The following is a 17,434-nucleotide window of genomic DNA, read 5'->3' on the forward strand; positions in this document are numbered from 1 at the left end:
AAAAATAGGCACTTAAAAGTGGGAACGCGTTAAGATAATGTAAGTTGAACTGGAGAATATCACATGCAATTGATGGCTTTACCGAAGAAAATCCTACGTTGTGGTGAGCTATCACTCGATCTATCGGTACCGCATGTGATGGGTATTTTAAATGTGACGCCAGACTCGTTCAGTGATGGCGGTAAACATAATGGCAAAGCACAAGCGCTTGCGCATGCTCAGCAAATGATTGCGGATGGGGCGACAGTCATCGATGTTGGGGGTGAATCTACACGTCCAGGTGCATCTGTAGTTGCGGTTGAGGAAGAGATTCGTCGTGTCGTCCCAGTGGTGGAAGCTTTGGCTGAACTTGATGTGGTTATTTCGATTGATACCTCTCAACCTGAAGTAATTCAAGCTGCAGTCGCTGCAGGCGCACATATCTGGAATGATGTGAGAGCATTAACACGCCCGAATGCTTTAGGGATGGCAGCTGAACTGAATATTCCAGTGATCATCATGCATATGCGTGGTGAACCAACCACTATGAATAGTTTAGATCAATACGATAATGTCACTTTAGATGTGATGGCTGAGCTTTCCCAGCGTGTGGCGGATGCACTCAAGGCAGGTGTCAAAGCTGAAAATATCATGATTGATCCGGGTTTTGGCTTTGCTAAAAATGCAAAGCAGAACCTTAAGCTTTTAAACGAATTCCATCAGCTGAATCAGCTCGGGTATCCCATCTTGTCCGCATTGTCACGGAAGCGCTTTATCGGCGAAGCCTTAGGTGGGGCGGATGCAGGGCAGAGGGCTGTGGGTTCTGTAGCGGGACATTTGCTGAGTATTCAACAAGGCGCGTGTATGGTGCGCGCTCATGATGTCAAAGCCATGAGTGATGCGATCAAGGTTTGGCAAGCGATGAATATGGCTTAATGCGGCGGCGGAATGCTGGGCTAATGATTTAATTTGAAAATTTGATCTTTATCTGATTTTTAGACTAGCAGCATTTTGAGATGCTGCTTTTTTATTTGGTGATTTGTTCGGTTTATGTTATACAGACTCGTTTTTTAAGTTTCTCGTTTTGAGTGCCTGTATGTTTGCAGATTTACTTCTCCCTATGTTTGATGATGAATATTATCCCGATATTCTTGTTGCTGAAGTGAAGCAGCATGTCGAGACTTTTGCTAAAAAAATTGTAAAAGCAAAATCTGAGGGTGATATTTATCAATATGCCAATGCCACAGTGGCTGAAATTAATGAAATGAAGCCACATTTTGAAGATCTGGATTCGTCGTTAGATGATTCTGCTGCCGATTTTATTGCTGAAGCGATGATGATGGTGGTACAAGATGCTGGGTTTATGGATATTGAAATGGAAGAATTGGTGGTGAATAGAGAGTGGTGAGTCACTCTCTCATTTCGAGTTTAGTTGGTTTTTGTTTTAGACGCTGAGATTGCTGTTACAGTTCATCTAAAAGATCGGTGAGATGACAACTTTGGTTTAAATGTTCATCTCCAATCGCATCGACCGTCATCACATATTCACCTTCGAGCATTTCAGCATTTGCGCTGAGATTCAGCCAAAATTTTGGATGCTTTTTCATGAGCTCACGAATATGTTGCTCATCTTTAGTGTGATTAAAGCTTAATTTAAAATGAGCATCTACTGATTTACATGCATGTAAATAGAGTTGGCGGTCTTTTTCAATAATCGTGCCTGCAAACAAGTCATAAAACGTATCGTTATCTGTTTGCTGCGAGGTGGGGTTTGCATGGCTGACGTTTGAAAAAATTAGGCATAAGATGATAATGAGAGTGTTCTTTTTCATATTGTGATTGTTATGTGCTTCGATGCATAAATTATAGACATAAAAAAACCAGCATATCGCTGGATTTTTTATTGCACCATCTTAATTAGCTTAAGAATGGTGCCCGAGGCCAGACTCGAACTGGCACGCTTTGTGGGCGGGGGATTTTAAATCCCCTGTGTCTACCGATTTCACCACTCGGGCATGAGCGCAATAATAGAGGACGAAATAAAAGTTGGCAAGTCTATTTGTGATTATTTGCTTTCTTTTCAATCAATTCAGCGGTTTATGTTTAAAAAATAGCAAAATTATCTGTGCTGCACTTGTTCAGGCTTCATAAAAATGTCATCGACTTGAGATATGGATGTCATCTTTTTCGCATAAATTTCAAGTCCATATCGTCTTTAGGCAATCCACATGACAAAAAAAATGAACCGCCGAGAACTTATTCAAAAAACTTTGGCAGGATTTGGTGCTTTATCTTTACCTATTTCACTGACCGCTTGTGGTGATGACGCCGATTCAAACACAAAGCCCACTACGCAAGTGCAGTTTTTGCATGGGGTTGCCAGTGGTGATCCTTTACAAACTCAAGTTATCATTTGGACACGTGTAACACCGACGGATAGCTCTGCACGTTTAGAAGTGCAGTGGGAAGTGGCAAAAGATGTAGACTTTAAACACATTACAGCAACAGGAAAGGTGCTGACTACGGCTGCACAAGATTTTACTGTGAAAGTGGATGTGACGGGACTTGCTGCGGGACAAGTTTATTTCTACCGTTTTAAATCGGCGTCGACATATTCAACCACAGGGCAAACCAAAACCTTGGCAACGCAAGTACAGTCAGTACAGTTTGCTGTATGCTCATGTTCAAATTATCCAGCAGGATATTTCCATGTTTATAAAGAAATAGCAAAGCAGGATGTGGATGTTGTGATTCATTTGGGGGATTACATTTACGAATATGGCATGGGCGGATATGCAACGGAAGAGGCGGTGGCGATGGGGCGCACACTGTCAGATGATAACAATGCAGAAATTATTCGCTTAGATGATTATCGTAAACGTTATGCCTTATATCGACTAGATCCAGATTTACAGGCTGCGCATCAACGTCATCCTTTTATTGTGATTTGGGATGATCATGAACTCGCAAATGATACATGGGAAAAGGGTGCTGAAAATCATCAGTCAGATACTGAAGGTGATTTCCTTGAACGTAAACTTGCGGCACTGGCGGCCTATTTTGAATGGATGCCAATTCGTCCAATTGATGATCAGCATATCAAGATTTATCGTCAATTTGATTTTGGTACGCTTGTTCAATTGACGATGCTGGATACACGGATTATTGCGCGTAATGTGCAATTGGATTATGCAAACTATATGACTGCTACAGGTTTAGATATTGCAAAATTCCAAGCCGATTTAATCAATCCCGCGCGTACCTTGATGGGTGTGGAGCAGCGAAATTGGTTATTGCAGAAACTTCAGCAATCTACGGCAACATGGAATGTACTCGGCCAGCAGATTCTGATGAGCAAAATGTTTGTTCCAGCAGAATTGTTAATGTCACTGGCAGAAATTACAGCAGGCAATCCTAGTCCTGAGACCTTAAGTAAAATCACCACACAAATCACGGAACTATTAAAAATTAAAGCGCGAATGGATGCAGGTGATCCAACCGTAACTCCAGAGGAGAAAGCGCGTCTTGCGGTTACTGCACCTTATAACTTAGATGCGTGGGACGGTTATTTTGCTGAGCGTGAAATTTTGTATGGCACTTTGGCACAACTTAAGAAAAAAGTTGTGGTCCTTGCTGGAGATACCCATAATGCTTGGGCTTCGGATTTATCGAGTAAAGATGGGGTATTGGTTGGCGTGGAGTTGGCAACCAGTTCAGTCTCTTCCCCTGGGTTGGAGAAATATTTGTCCATTCCGATGCAGCAACTACAAGCATTTGAATTTGCATTTACCAGCTTGATTGAGGAGTTGAATTATTGCAATTTGAATCAACGCGGTTATTTAAAAGTCCGTTTTACCGCAGAGCAGGTGCAAGCGGATTGGATTTTTGTGGATAGCATTAAGCACAAAGAATACATCGTTGATGAAACTCGCTCGCATCAAGTGATATTAGACCCGACATTATTGCCAGTCAGTGCGTTAAAGCAAACGGCATAAAATGACCTTAGAAAAACCGAGCATCATTGCTCGGTTTTTTTATAATTTCTCATCGATATAGCTGTCGAGATCGATGTGCTTAATCTGCTTACAGTAAGCATGCTCATACTTCAGCAGTTGTACATACAAATCTGCTTCATGCCCCAGCTGGGTTTTCCGTGCCTGATAATCTTCAGATTTATGGGAGCTAAAGCGTAATTGGAGTCGAGATTTGACCGTTTGCTTATAGGCCCAAAAACAGACACGTCTGAGTTGTTGTAACTGGTGATGTTCAACCGACTGGCTGTGGTCTCGAAATAAATTTTCTTTATAGAAGCGCACAAAACCAAAGTTCGCACCAAAATAAAACAAGATCCACATCAGCAAACTGCTTTCAATGAACATCAGATTTAGTCCACTTAAAAGAATCACCGCAGCGAGTTTGATGGGCGCATGACGTTGCAGTTGATACAAGGAGTTTGATGAATGTTTAATTTGCTTAATGACAAAAGGTAAGATCCACATCAGCGCTAATAAAATACTGATAATGGCGTAACTATGACTTTGGAGCGGATCGAGATTCTCCAAATGCGTTAAGTAAAAATCTTTCAGAATTAAGCTGATTGGAATAAAAATCATCACCGCCAAAACCCACGGAATAACTTCACGCTGGTCATCTAAAATACCGCGTGTTTTGATTTGACTATAAAGCAAGTAATTACGTTTAAATGCGGCAGGGTAGCGGGTCTCTAATTGTTGCAGTAACAGTTGAACTTGTTTGGATTGCATCGTCAAAAAAGAGCGTATGAGAAAAATAGCCTTTACTATAGTAGATTTGGAAGGGGATGGCTCAAAAAAATACGTGAAACAGAATATTCACAGAGAAAAGCACAACAATTTCGCTTTTTCGCTCTGAATTATGCGAAAATGTCGGATTCAATTTTTTTGTCTAAGGGCAGTTCATGACTGATCATTCTCCTGAATCTTTAAGTGATATCGAAATTTTAGACATTTTGCAGTCTATGAAAGACGATGAGCTTGATACAGAGGCAAAAGAAGAGATTCGTAAAGGCGGTAAAGCGGGTCGTCAAGAAGCACATAAACTTGCGATTGTGGCTTTAAACCAATCTTTTGAAAGCAAATTTGTTGAAGCTGTAGCTTTGGCATTGGGCTTGAATGAAGGTCAAGCCAAAAAAATTCGTTATAAGAAAGACCGCATCCGTATTTTAAAAGTACGTGGGATTGACTACATGGCGATTGATGGTGCTGAAACAGCACAAGTTTTGTCACAAGTTGCACAAGCCATTGTACGGGAAGATGCGACCGTGACACATGATTTGCACAACATCTTCCCATTTTGGAAAGAAGGCTGGCCAATGGTTCAGTTTGACAGCGCATATAAAATTTTATCTGAAGATATTACCATTCACTATCAAGCGACTTTAGATAAATTGCTTGAATTATATGGTCGTTAAGATCGCAGTCTCAAAAGCACCTTTGGGTGCTTTTTTATGGCTTCTATTTAACTATGGAAAATCCAAGACAGTAATAAGCTGATGGGCCAAATAAACAGTCGCCACCATGTAATCAGTGGATTCCAGAAATACTGTCCAAAAGACAGAGTCTCGTTAAAGCTTCGTTGCCCACGTTCATAAGCACAAGGTGTAATCCGCCATGCTAAAATCAGCAAAACAATCGCACTTACGATCAGCAGCGTGTGGCTGTATTGGGCAAAATAATAATAAATCAGATAGAGCGCAGAATAAAAGAAAGTACATGCCAACACAGCGGGCAATGAAAAAGACATAGGCTTGACTCTATTGTATTGTTATATCAAGGTATTATAAATGAAAATACCCGATGTGATACATCGGGTATTTATCGGTTGTTGAACTTAAGGTTCGTTATACTTAGAGTAGGTTTTAAATTAACCCAGTGTTGAATAAAGTGGGAAAATACCAAAGATCATCGCTGTAACCAGCATCACTAAACAAGTAATCACCGCCCACTTGATGGTAAATTCTTGGTGTTCACCAAAGTTAATTCCTGCCAATCCACAGAGTAAGTAAGTCGATGGAACCAATGGGGACAGTAAGTGTACAGGTTGACCAACAATCGATGCACGAGCCATTTCCACAGGAGTGATACCATAGTGTCCAGCGGCTTCAGAGAGTACAGGCAGTACACCAAAGTAGAAGGCATCATTCGACATGAAGAAGGTCAGTGGCATACTAATCACAGCCGTGATAGGTGCTAAATACGGCCCCATACTTTCTGGAATAATGGCAACCAGTTCTTGAGACATGGCTTCAACCATACCTGTACCCGATAAAATACCGGTAAAAATACCTGCCGCAAAGATAATCCCGACTACAGCTAAGGCACTGGCAGAGTGGTTACCAACCAAACGCTTTTGCATGTCTAGATCTGGATAGTTCACCACCAAGGCAATACACAGGGCAACCATGAACAGAATCGCCGCAGGTAAAATGCCCATTACTAAGCAGACCATCAAGACCAAAGTTAGTAGAGCGTTAAACCATCTTAAGTGGGCACGGTTGGCTTCAGGTTCTTGCGAAATCTGAATACTGTCACCATGGCTAATATCTAATTCCACAATACCAATGCGCTTACGCTCCATACGGCCATACATAAAGCCGAGGAAGTATAACCACCCAATTGCAACGAGCATTGGTAAAATCATCGGAACAAAGACATCGTTTGGATCGACATGCAATGCCGTTGCAGCACGTGCTGTTGGTCCACCCCATGGCGTTAGGTTCATGATGCCGCTCGCAAGCATCATTAGACAAGCCATAATTAAAGGGCTCATACCAATACGCTTATACAGCGGTAGCATTGCGGCAACACAGATCATGTAAGTGGTTGAACCGTCACCATCCAAGGAAACAATTAAAGTCAGTGTAATGGTGCCGAGGGTCACTTTTAAAGGATCACCTTTAACCTGCTTTAAAATCCACTTCACTGAAGGGTCGAATAGACCCGTGTCGATCATAATTGCAAAATAAAGGATTGCGAAAAGGAGCATTACGCCCGTAGGAGCGAGCTTTTTAATGCCTTCCATCATCATATTGCCAAGTTCAGCAATATCAAATCCAGCAAGGTTGTCAACAAAGAGACTTAAAACATAAGTAAGTAATGCAAAAATGATAGGGATTAAAGTTAAAGCAACAAGAGCGCTCAGTCGTTTGGACATGATTAAGTACATGAAGCACATAATCATGCCTAAACCTAAAATGGTCAGCATGGATCAATCCTTTGAACGTGTTAAGTCTGTTTATTCATCAAGTGACAGCGATAGTATGCAATTCAGCATGATTTTTAAATGCTCTTAAACATATGTGATTTTTCATTCTATTTTTCTAATAAATAATATATATCTGTAAAGTATGGTTAAGATACTTATTTTGTATAACTTCATATGGTTAAATCTGAAGCAAAAAAAACCTTGCAGTTGCAAGGTTTTAATTCAAGGCGATGTTCCTATTCCTCGACTGTTTGGGTTGCAGGCTGTAGTGTTTCTTCAAGTAAGCGCGTCACTAAAAGTTGGTCAATCTTAAAATGATCGACATCAACCACTTCAAATTTAAAGCCTGCGTATTCTACGGTATCGGCAGGGCGTGGAATTTTGCGCAGACGGTACATCATAAAACCAGCCAAAGTTTCATAATTTTCTTCATCTGGCATTTCATCAATGGCCAGTGCATGCTTCATGTCTTCAATCGGCGTGCTACCATCAATCAGCCATGAATTATTATCACGTTTAATAATCTGTTGTTCAGCTTCAATAGGGGTGACCCAATCGCCCATGACCGTAATCATAATGTCTGACAGGGTGATGACGCCCACGACCAAAGCATATTCGTTAATCACCACTGCAAATTTTTCTTTGGTGGAGCGGAAACGGTCTAATAACTCAGACAAGGTTAATGTGTCTGGAATAGTTAAAACATTACGAATAGTGCTTTCATTGAGTTGCAGTAAAGATTGATTATTCAGAATACGGACCAGAATGTCTTTGGCATCGACATAGCCAATTACATCGTCAATATTTTCACTACAGACTAAAAACTTAGAATAAGGATATTCCGCCAATTTTTGACGAATACTGGCTTCGGATTCATTTAAAGTAAAATACACCACATTTTCACGCGTGGTCATACTTGAAGGAACGTTCCGCTCTTCAAGTTCAAATACGTTTTCAATGAAATGGTGCTCTTGCTTTTGCAGAACCCCAGCTTGCGCACCCGCATCCATCACTGCAGAAATATCATCAAAGGTAATGTTGTCATCACGGGTGGTATTCACTTTAAATAGGCGGAATAACAAGTTGGCAAGAGCATTAATAATCCAAGCCAAAGGTTTGCAGACCTTAATAAACACCTGAATGGGGTTAATCACCGCAATAGAGATTTTCTCTGGGGCAATCATGGCCAAACGTTTTGGCATGAGGTCAGCAAACAAAATAAATAGAGAGGTGACTAAAGTGAAAGATAGAGCAAAGCTAATGGTTTCAGACCAAGGGCCAGTATAAAAACGAGCAACAAAGCTCATGAAGTAAGGACGAAAAGCCCCTTCACCTAAAATACCGCCCAAGATCGCCACTGCGTTTAAGCCAATTTGTGAAGCGGCAAAGAAGTCAGCAGAATTTTCTTGTAAATTCAAAACTTTCTGTGCGCGATCATCGCCTGACTCAGCCAAGATTTTCAGCTTGACCTTACGTGCTCCTGCCAGTGCAATTTCTGTCAGAGACAAGAAACCCGCCCCAGCAATCAGGACTAGAATGATAACTATGTTTTGAAAAAGGCTCACGGAATCCACCTGTGATTCATCGTTATTATGAATATTTTTAACACAAAAAAATAAAGACAGTAATCACTTACTGTCTTCTATCATACCTGAGTTATTGGTATGAAAATGAATTATTTAGAGCTTGAATGCTTAATAATGTGAGAATTGCGAGTTATTGCCTAAAAACTCTCGATTTTCTTCCTCAATCATTTGACGTGCCACATATAAAATCAGCTGTCTGAGCCAGCGATGTGCAGGATGGTGATGTAACAGTGGACACCATGCCATTTTCAACTCAAGTTCTGGAATATAAAAAGGTGGGTCTTTAATCAGGAGGTTTTGACTTTTGGCTTGTAAGCGTGCAATACGGGTCGGTAAAGTCGCGATCAAATCTACATTTGAAGCCAATAGTGCAGGCATTTGATAATGTCGGGTGAAGACCGAAATTTTACGTTTTTGGCCAATCCGTTCTAAAGCTTGATCAATCCAACCTAGACCTGCTTGTTTTTCAGGGTTAACGCCGAAACCAACGCCCATACCTGTTTTAGAGACCCAAATATGCTGTGCATCGAGGTAACTTTTTAGGTTTAAGTTGCTGGCAGCAGGGTGTTTACCATTGAGCAAACATGAAAAACTGTCACGCCAGACTAAAACTTGGTGGAAGCTTTGTGGAATTTCATTGAAACGGTTAATCGCAAGATCAACTTTACCTTGTTCCATATCACGATATGACACATCACTTGGGGTTAAGAAGTCTAAGACCACATTGGGAGCTTCTGAACGCAGTGCTTTAACGAGGCGGGGAACTAAGGTGGCTTCGGCATAGTCCGAAGTCATAATCCGGAAAACACGATTTGAGGTATAAGGACGGAACTCGGTACGAGGTTCCAAAATCATGGAGAGATCAGAAAGAGCGTCACGTATGCGGGGTTGTAATTCTAAAGCTCGTTCGGTCGGTGTCATACCTTCAGAAGAACGAATTAGCAGGGGATCATTAAATAAGTTACGAAGACGACGTAGAATATTACTCATTGCTGGTTGGGTGACACCCAATTGTTCAGCTGCTCGGGTTACATTTTTTTCGCGTAAAAGTACGTCCAAGTAAATTAAGAGGTTTAGATCAACCCGCTCCAGATTCATAAAATAAATACCGAGAATAAAATCATGAAATTATTTGCATTATGCCATAAGCCATCGGGCTTGTGTAATAAACTGACGAAAAAAAAAGCATCGGGTTGTATAAAGAATACCCCCTTCATTTTCTCAGAAAATGGGTTTTTATGCTTAAAAACGGAGAGCATATTAGTCCTAAGCAATGTTTTAATATGTGTGAATTGAGGCTTAGAGTATCGCCTAGAAAATGGATTGAGATGACTTGTTATTGGTGGAATAAAAGCGTGATAAATATTCTTTTTGCTGAAAATTGAGTTTTGTCATTTGGGTCAAATTAAGTATTGATTTTCGCTTTGAACTCTTTTTCTCAATGGCCGAGACTTAAGTCTAATGAAGAAATATTCGACAAAGTATGTATTTTTCAGGTTTTTCTTATTTTATTTAAGTTTAATAATAACAATTACTTAATTTTGTTTTATCGAAATATAATTAGACTTTTATCTATATATTTTTTAAATAAATACTGAAAATTAATGCAGAATATTGGATTAATTTTTTCTGTCAATCTAATCTGTATTCATCGCAACGAAGCGCTCTAAATCTAAGCAAAAGCTTGAGGGTCTGATTTTAGCTTTTCGTTGAAGAAAATCCTAATATTATTACAGGAAATATCATGACTACATATCAAACAGCGATTGATGCAATCCGCGAATTAAAAGCAAAATTCGGTAGCACTTGGCGCGATATTAGCCCAGAAGATGCTGCACGTATGCAAATGCAAAACCAATTCAAAACTGGTTTAGATATCGCTAAATACACAGCTGCAATTATGCGTCGTGATATGGCTGCTTATGATGCTGACTCTAGCCAATACACACAGTCTTTAGGCTGCTGGCACGGTTTCATCGCACAACAAAAAATGATTGCGAACAAAAAATATTTCGGTACAACTGACCGTCGTTATATCTACCTTTCTGGTTGGATGGTAGCTGCACTTCGTTCAGAATTTGGTCCACTTCCTGACCAATCTATGCATGAAAAAACTTCAGTACCTGCGTTGATCGAAGAAATTTACACGTTCTTACGTCAAGCTGATGCGAAAGAATTAAACGACCTTTTCCGTGCGCTTAAAAAAGCAAACGAAGCAGGCGATACTGCTAAAGCTGCTGAAATCACTGCTCAAATCGACGGTTTCCAAACTCACATCGTACCAATTATTGCGGACATCGATGCTGGTTTCGGTAACGAAGAAGCGACTTACTTACTTGCTCGTAAAATGATTGAAGCTGGTGCTTGTGCACTACAAATCGAAAACCAAGTATCTGACGCGAAACAATGTGGTCACCAAGCTGGTAAAGTAACTGTTCCACATGAAGACTTCATCTCTAAAATCCATGCATTACGTTATGCATTCTTAGAAATGGGTCTTGATGACGGTATCATCGTTGCGCGTACTGACTCTGAAGGCGCTGACTTGACTCAAAAAATCCCAGTGGTTAAAGAGCCAGGTGACATCGCTTCTCAATACATCGGTTTCCTAGACACTGTTGAAATTGACATTGCTGATGCTCAAGAAGACGAAATCCTAATCAAGCGTGATGGTAAACTTCACCGTCCAAAACGTTTGGCTTCTGGTCTATACCAATTCCGTCCGGACACTCAAATTGACCGTGTTGTTCTTGACTGTGTATCTAGCCTTCAAAATGGTGCTGACCTTCTTTGGATCGAAACTGCGACTCCAAACGTTGACGAAATCGCTCACATGGTTAACCGTGTACGTGAAACTGTTCCAAATGCGAAGCTTGTTTATAACAACAGCCCATCGTTCAACTGGACTTTAAACTTCCGTCAACAAGCTTACGACCGTTGGGTTGCTGAAGGTAAAGACGTTTCTGCTTACGACCGTGCTAAATTAATGAGCGCTGAGTACGATGCTACTGAATTAGCTGCTGATGCAGACGCGAAGATCCGTACATTCCAAGCAGATGCTGCTCGTGAAGCGGGTGTGTTCCATCACTTGATCACACTTCCGACTTACCACACTGCTGCTCTTTCTACTCATGAGCTTGCACAAGGTTACTTCGGTTCTGAAGGTATGTTGGCTTATGTTGCTGGCGTACAACGTAAAGAAATCCGTGGTGGTATCGCTTGTGTTAAACACCAAGCAATGGCGGGTTCTGACATCGGTGATGATCACAAAGAAATCTTCTCTGGTGACAACGCTCTTAAAGCGCACGATGATGCTAAAAACACAATGAACCAATTCGCTGCTCACTAAGCACTGAATTAACTCATAAAAAAACCCTGCGAAAGCAGGGTTTTTTTATGAGTTAATTTTAAGCTTGTTTAACAGCTTGAGCTTGAAATATTGAACAAAAACGTTAAGGCATCAGAATCAGCAGCCAAACTATAAAGATAATACTTAAAGAAACAAACTGTGCAGCACTGCCCATGTCTTTGGCATTTTTTGAAAGCTCATGCCGCTCCAGAGAAATACGGTCTACAATCGCCTCAATCGCTGAATTGAACAATTCAACGATAATTGCAAGTAAACAAACGGCTACCATGAGGGCTTGTTCTAAGCGACTGACATCACAGAAAAAGCTTATTGGAATCAGAATCAGGTTAATCAATAGGACTTGGCGAAAAGCTGCTTCATGTTCAAAAGCGGCTTTAAAGCCTGAAATAGAATAATGAGTTGCATTAAAAATACGTTTAAAACCTGACTTTCCTTTGAGTGGGGAATATTGGCTCATACCATCAACCATTTTAAAATTTCAGCCACAATACATGATCTATATTAAAAGTCACTTAATTATAGTATTCAAAAAGTGCTTAATCTATGTACACCTAAATAAGGAGAAAGAGATTAAAAAGCTTGCTTTTTAATCTCTATAGTTAAGGATGGATATTGGTTGAAACTAAACGAGATGCTTAAATGTTTTGTTTAATTTGTGTGACTTATTCTATTTTTTCAAAAAAGCATCGGCGGCTTGACGACCTAAAGCGGGATCATCGGTAAAGACACCATCCACTCCCGCTTTAAAGAAAATCTCAAACTCTGCCAGTGCGCCTTTTTCGCACTTTTCAGCGGTTATCGCACTACAGTCCAAATAGTCTGGTAAGAAATTATTTTCTGGGCGTAGGGTATAAGGATGTACTTTTAAGCCCACTGCGTGTGCATCGTTCACAAAACTGGACGGGGTCGCTGGCTGAGTATTCGGCACGATATAGGTTTTGCTTGGTCCGACACCATGCGCATAGCTTGTGACGTCTTTCAGTCCTTGAGGTGTTGCCATATCACTATAGCGGAGTGTTGATTTGGCAAGCACAGCATCGGCAGGTTGTTCGGACTTGCCACCATAGAGTTGAATAATTTTGGCATGTCGAATCGATTTTAATTGATCCAACTGTTGACGCATCTGTTTTAAGTTGCTGACTTCAAACGACTGGATATAGACTGGCGCAATGTCACGACTATAGGTGTGTTTGGCCAGCGTGGTTAATAAGCGTTGCTCCATGGCCAAATTGAGACCTTGGAAATAGCTGGGATGTTTGGTTTCGATATACAGGCCCACAATTTTTCCTGTCTTTTTATAGTGCGCATCTACGAGTTCAATAATTTCATCTAAAGTAGGCAGATCAAATTGATCATTATATCGGACATTTACTGGACGAATCTCTGGAATACGTTCTCGTGCCTTCAGTTGCTTCAGCTCGTTTAAAGTAAAGTCTTCAGTAAACCAACCTGTGTAAGTCACGCCATCAACGACTTTACTGGTCTTCCGTTCTGCAAACTGCGGTAAGCTGCTGACATTGGTGGTTCCTCCGATTTCATTTTCATGGCGAGCGACTAAATAACCGTCTAGAGTTGGCACCAAATCAGGCTCAATAAAATCTGCACCATCATCAATCGCTTTTTGATAAGCGGCTAAGGTGTGTTCAGGGCGTAGCGCGCTGGCGCCGCGATGTCCAATAATAAGCAATTTAGGCTCAATGTATTCGGCATTGTTTGATGGTGGCTGGGATGTTGCATTGTCTTTCTCATCATGATGACAGCCCAATAAGCCTAAAAAAATAAAACTCAATAATGTTCTTTTTAACATGTGTTCCTCAACATTTTATTGTGGTGTTGCGGACTCAGTGTTCAATTTTAATATCTCAGATCAATGACAAATTGCGAAAAATTACAGGATGTCATCAATTGGTCAAAAAGCTTTCTTCATAGTTTCTTCATATTTAGTTCTAATGTTCTATTTCATGTTGTTAAGTCTTGTTTTTTAATGATTCGTCATAGAAGATCAAGCATGAAGTGATGCCCAGTTTCTAGATCTAGCCTCAGACCCAAGAGTACCGCAGACCCATGCTGTCTAAATTTTTTATTCATCGTCCAATTTTTGCTGGTGTGCTGGCGATTATCGTGATGGCATTTGGTTTATTTGCCACCTTTCAGTTGCCTGTAGAGCGCTACCCCGATATTGCACCTCCGCGAATTACGGTGAGTGCAACATATACAGGCGCGTCGGCAGAGACGGTGGAGGAGAGCGTTACTCAGGTTTTAGAACAGCAAATTAAAGGGATTGATCATTTACTGTATTTTAGTTCGAGCAGTGACTCGAATGGCCGTAGTCGAATCAGCATTAGTTTTGAAAATGGAACCGACCCAGATACCGCTCAGGTTCAAGTTCAAAATGCCATCAATGGGGTGATTAACCGCTTACCAGAAGATGTGCAGCGTCAAGGGGTCAATGTCTATAAGTCGCTTGGCGATACGCATATGGTGATTGGCCTATATGACCAAACAGGCAAAAGCAGCAATATTGCACTGTCAGATTATATGATGACGCATTTGGAGCAAGATTTAGCCCGTATTGATGGGGTTGGCGAGGTTGATGTTTTTGGTGCGCAGTATGCCATGCGCTTATGGCTGAATCCGCATAAACTGCGTCAATATGGACTGATGCCGAGTGATATTCGTGCGGCGGTTGAAGCGCAAAACACTCAAGTGGCCGCAGGAGCAATTGGCGAGTTACCCAGCCTGTCAGATCAATATTTAAATGCCAAAGTCACCTCCGGTACACGTTTAAAAACCGTTGAAGAATTTGAGAACATCATTGTCAAATCGACCCGCGATGGCAGTTTTATTTATTTAAAAGACGTCGCACGGGTGGAATTGGGTGCGGAAAATTACCAGTCATTTAATACCATTAATGGTTTTCCTTCAGCGGGGATGGGCATTTCACTGTCTTCAGGGGCTAATGCACTGGCAACTTCGGCATTGATCAAACAAGAAGTCAGCCGATTGTCCTCAAAACTGCCTGAAGGCTATCAAATTGTTTATCCACGTGATAACACGCCTTTTGTGCAAGAGTCGATTAAGGAAGTGGTCAAAACACTGTTTGAAGCAGTGCTTTTGGTGATTGTGGTCATGTTTGTCTTTTTGCAAAATTGGCGTGCAACGCTGATTCCGACCATCACTGTGCCTGTCGTAATTTTAGGCACGCTCGCCATTCTGTATGTGCTCGGGATGAGTATCAACACCTTAACCTTATTTGCATTGGTCTTAGCCATCGGGCTTCTGGTGGATGATGCGATTGTGGTGGTGGAAAACGTTGAGCGGCTGATGCATGAACAGCAGATGAGTGCTCAACAAGCTTCGATTGCATCGATGCAGGAAATCAGTGGGGCATTGATTGGGATTACTTTGGTGTTAACCGCAGTGTTTATTCCCATGGCATTTTTCGGTGGTTCGACAGGAGTGATCTACCGGCAGTTTTCAATGACCTTAGTTGCTGCCATGGCGCTATCGCTGCTGGTTGCACTGATTCTGACACCTGCACTATGTGCCTTAATTTTAAAACCCAATGATAAATCGGCACGATGGGCAACTTGGTTTAATCTGAAGTTAGATCAGCTAAAACAGCGTTATTTAAAACTGAGTACGCAGACCATTCAGCACAGTAAAATCATGCTGGTGGTTTTTGTAGCGTTAATTGCCGTCTTTGCATTGTTTTATCGGGCATTACCGACCAGTTTTATTCCCAGTGAAGATCAGGGCATTTTAAGTGTTCAGTTTAAATTGGCCGATGGTGCACCGCTGAGTCAAAGCCGTGTGGTGGGAGAAGAAATTCGTCAATACTTTTTAGATAAAGAACAGGCCAATATCAATTTGGTGATGATCCGCTATGGTCGTAATTTCTCGGGGACGGGACAAAATTTAGGTCAAGGTTTTATTGCGCTGAAACATTGGGATGAACGTAAGGGGAAAGAGAGCTCCGCACAAGCGATTCGAGAACGGGCAATTGCTCATTTTAGATCGCATCGAAATGCGCAAATTAATGTGAATATGCCATCCTCAGTCAGTGGTTTAGGGCAAACCGATGGCATGGAGTTTTGGATACGTGATATCAATGGCGAAGGTCGTGCTTATTTAGAAGCACAGTTTAAAACTTTGCACGAAGCATCCAAGCAGTACTCTAGTTTTAGCAATTTAGATAAACGTTCTAACCCAGATAAAGCCGAGCTCAAAGTGGATGTAAACCAAAAACAAGCTTTGGCCAATGGACTCAGCCAGACCGCCATTAATAGCACTTTATCCAGTGCTTGGGGAGGAAGTTATATCAATGACTTTATTGACCGTGGTCGGATTAAACGGGTAATTATGCAAGGGGATGCCGAGTTTCGTTCAAAACCTGATGATCTTCAAGCATGGACGGTACGTAATGATCTGAACCAAATGATTCCTTTTACAAATTTTGCCCAAGTGTCTTGGAGTGGAGGCCCTGAGGTGGTGAATCGCTTTATGGGCTATACCGCACTAGAAATGGAAGCGGATACAGCACAAAATGTCAGTTCGGGACAAGCCATGCAAGACGTACAAAGCATGGTACGAGGGCATGATGGTATAGATTTGGCTTGGAGTGGATTATCGTTCGAGGAAAACAAGTCCAATAACCAAGCATTGCTGCTGTATTTGGTCTCCATAGGCTTTATCTTTTTATGCCTTGCGGCACTTTATGAAAGTTGGAGTATTCCAACAGCCGTCATGAGTGCGATTCCACTCGGAATTGGTGGCAATATTTTGTTCAGTTATCTGACGGGTTTTCCGAATGATATTTACTTCCAAATTGCCTTGCTGACCACAATTGGTCTGTCCTGTAAAAATGCGATTTTAATTGTGGAATTTGCTTCATTGGCACAGCAAAAAGGTCAGACAGCAATTGAAGCAGCCTTGGAAGGCGCAAGCTTACGTTTACGCCCGATTTTAATGACGTCTTTGGCTTTTGGCGCGGGTGTCACACCTCTGGTCTTTGCCTTTGGTGCAGGGGCAGCAAGTCGTCAGGAAATTGGGGTGAGTGTACTCGGTGGCGTGATTTTTGGCACGGTGTTGGTATTGCTGTTTATTCCTTTAATGTATGTCTTGGTTCGCCGTGTGTTTCATGGACGAACACCTCAGGACGAAGTTTAAGCTTGAGTCCGAAACATTTGTATGCAGCGAATAGGCAAAGCGAACCTTTAACCCAATCAGGCCGAAAGGCCTGACATTTAAAGATCCT

At 41.5% G+C, this 17,434-nt stretch carries 14 protein-coding genes and 1 tRNA gene; 6 read left to right on the forward strand and 9 right to left on the reverse strand.

What is annotated here, in order from left to right:
• Positions 1–63 precede the first annotated feature (63 nt).
• On the forward strand, positions 64–915 hold the full coding sequence (gene folP / locus AC4CU3_RS13770; RefSeq protein ID WP_279043665.1) for a dihydropteroate synthase: 852 nt from the start codon (positions 64–66) through the stop codon (positions 913–915).
• 160 nt (positions 916–1,075) lie between these two features.
• Positions 1,076–1,387, forward strand: a complete 312-nt coding sequence (locus AC4CU3_RS13775) for a DUF5713 family protein (protein WP_004982696.1) — start codon at positions 1,076–1,078, stop codon at positions 1,385–1,387.
• 55 nt (positions 1,388–1,442) lie between these two features.
• Here AC4CU3_RS13775 and AC4CU3_RS13780 read toward each other — a convergent pair whose 3' ends face one another.
• Positions 1,443–1,811, reverse strand: a complete 369-nt coding sequence (locus AC4CU3_RS13780; protein WP_279043664.1) for a hypothetical protein — start codon at positions 1,809–1,811, stop codon at positions 1,443–1,445.
• 97 nt (positions 1,812–1,908) lie between these two features.
• A tRNA-Leu gene (locus tag AC4CU3_RS13785) sits at positions 1,909–1,994 on the reverse strand.
• 213 nt (positions 1,995–2,207) lie between these two features.
• Here AC4CU3_RS13785 and AC4CU3_RS13790 point away from each other — a divergent pair.
• Positions 2,208–3,974, forward strand: coding sequence for an alkaline phosphatase D family protein (locus AC4CU3_RS13790; RefSeq protein WP_279043663.1), 1,767 nt, complete (start codon positions 2,208–2,210; stop codon positions 3,972–3,974).
• Positions 3,975–4,013: 39 nt separating this feature from the next.
• Here the strand turns inward: AC4CU3_RS13790 and AC4CU3_RS13795 are convergent, their stop codons facing one another.
• Positions 4,014–4,742 carry a hypothetical protein gene (locus tag AC4CU3_RS13795; RefSeq protein WP_279043662.1) on the reverse strand — a complete coding sequence of 243 codons (729 nt, stop codon included), beginning with the start codon at positions 4,740–4,742 and terminating at the stop codon, positions 4,014–4,016.
• 173 nt (positions 4,743–4,915) lie between these two features.
• Between AC4CU3_RS13795 and AC4CU3_RS13800 the strand changes: the two genes are divergently transcribed.
• Complete coding sequence (locus tag AC4CU3_RS13800; RefSeq protein WP_004695616.1) at positions 4,916–5,428, forward strand: hypothetical protein; 513 nt, start codon at positions 4,916–4,918, stop codon at positions 5,426–5,428.
• Positions 5,429–5,475: 47 nt separating this feature from the next.
• Here the strand turns inward: AC4CU3_RS13800 and AC4CU3_RS13805 are convergent, their stop codons facing one another.
• The 4 genes from AC4CU3_RS13805 to AC4CU3_RS13820 form a co-directional block, all read right to left on the reverse strand.
• Entirely contained in the window at positions 5,476–5,760 is a 285-nt protein-coding gene (locus tag AC4CU3_RS13805) for a hypothetical protein (RefSeq protein WP_058870057.1), read from the reverse strand.
• 120 nt (positions 5,761–5,880) lie between these two features.
• Positions 5,881–7,221: a CitMHS family transporter gene (locus tag AC4CU3_RS13810; protein WP_125279981.1), complete on the reverse strand. Its 1,341-nt coding sequence runs from the start codon at positions 7,219–7,221 to the stop codon at positions 5,881–5,883.
• Between the two features lie 236 nt (positions 7,222–7,457).
• Positions 7,458–8,786: a polyamine export protein PaeA gene (paeA, locus tag AC4CU3_RS13815; protein WP_004695622.1), complete on the reverse strand. Its 1,329-nt coding sequence runs from the start codon at positions 8,784–8,786 to the stop codon at positions 7,458–7,460.
• 129 nt (positions 8,787–8,915) lie between these two features.
• Complete coding sequence (locus AC4CU3_RS13820) at positions 8,916–9,905, reverse strand: LysR family transcriptional regulator (protein ID WP_004695623.1); 990 nt, start codon at positions 9,903–9,905, stop codon at positions 8,916–8,918.
• Between the two features lie 646 nt (positions 9,906–10,551).
• On the opposite strand from AC4CU3_RS13820, the gene AC4CU3_RS13825 reads away from it, so the two are divergent.
• A complete protein-coding gene (locus AC4CU3_RS13825) occupies positions 10,552–12,156 on the forward strand; it encodes an isocitrate lyase (RefSeq protein ID WP_279043661.1) in 1,605 nt (534 codons plus the stop codon).
• Between the two features lie 103 nt (positions 12,157–12,259).
• Here AC4CU3_RS13825 and AC4CU3_RS13830 read toward each other — a convergent pair whose 3' ends face one another.
• A complete protein-coding gene (locus AC4CU3_RS13830) occupies positions 12,260–12,634 on the reverse strand; it encodes a diacylglycerol kinase (protein ID WP_279043659.1) in 375 nt (124 codons plus the stop codon).
• Positions 12,635–12,844: 210 nt separating this feature from the next.
• Entirely contained in the window at positions 12,845–13,984 is a 1,140-nt protein-coding gene (locus AC4CU3_RS13835; RefSeq protein ID WP_279043657.1) for a glycerophosphodiester phosphodiesterase, read from the reverse strand.
• Positions 13,985–14,241: 257 nt separating this feature from the next.
• Between AC4CU3_RS13835 and AC4CU3_RS13840 the strand changes: the two genes are divergently transcribed.
• Complete coding sequence (locus tag AC4CU3_RS13840) at positions 14,242–17,346, forward strand: multidrug efflux RND transporter permease subunit (RefSeq protein ID WP_279043655.1); 3,105 nt, start codon at positions 14,242–14,244, stop codon at positions 17,344–17,346.
• Positions 17,347–17,434 lie beyond the last annotated feature (88 nt).

Source organism: Acinetobacter sp. 802_lipA (genome assembly GCF_058242885.1).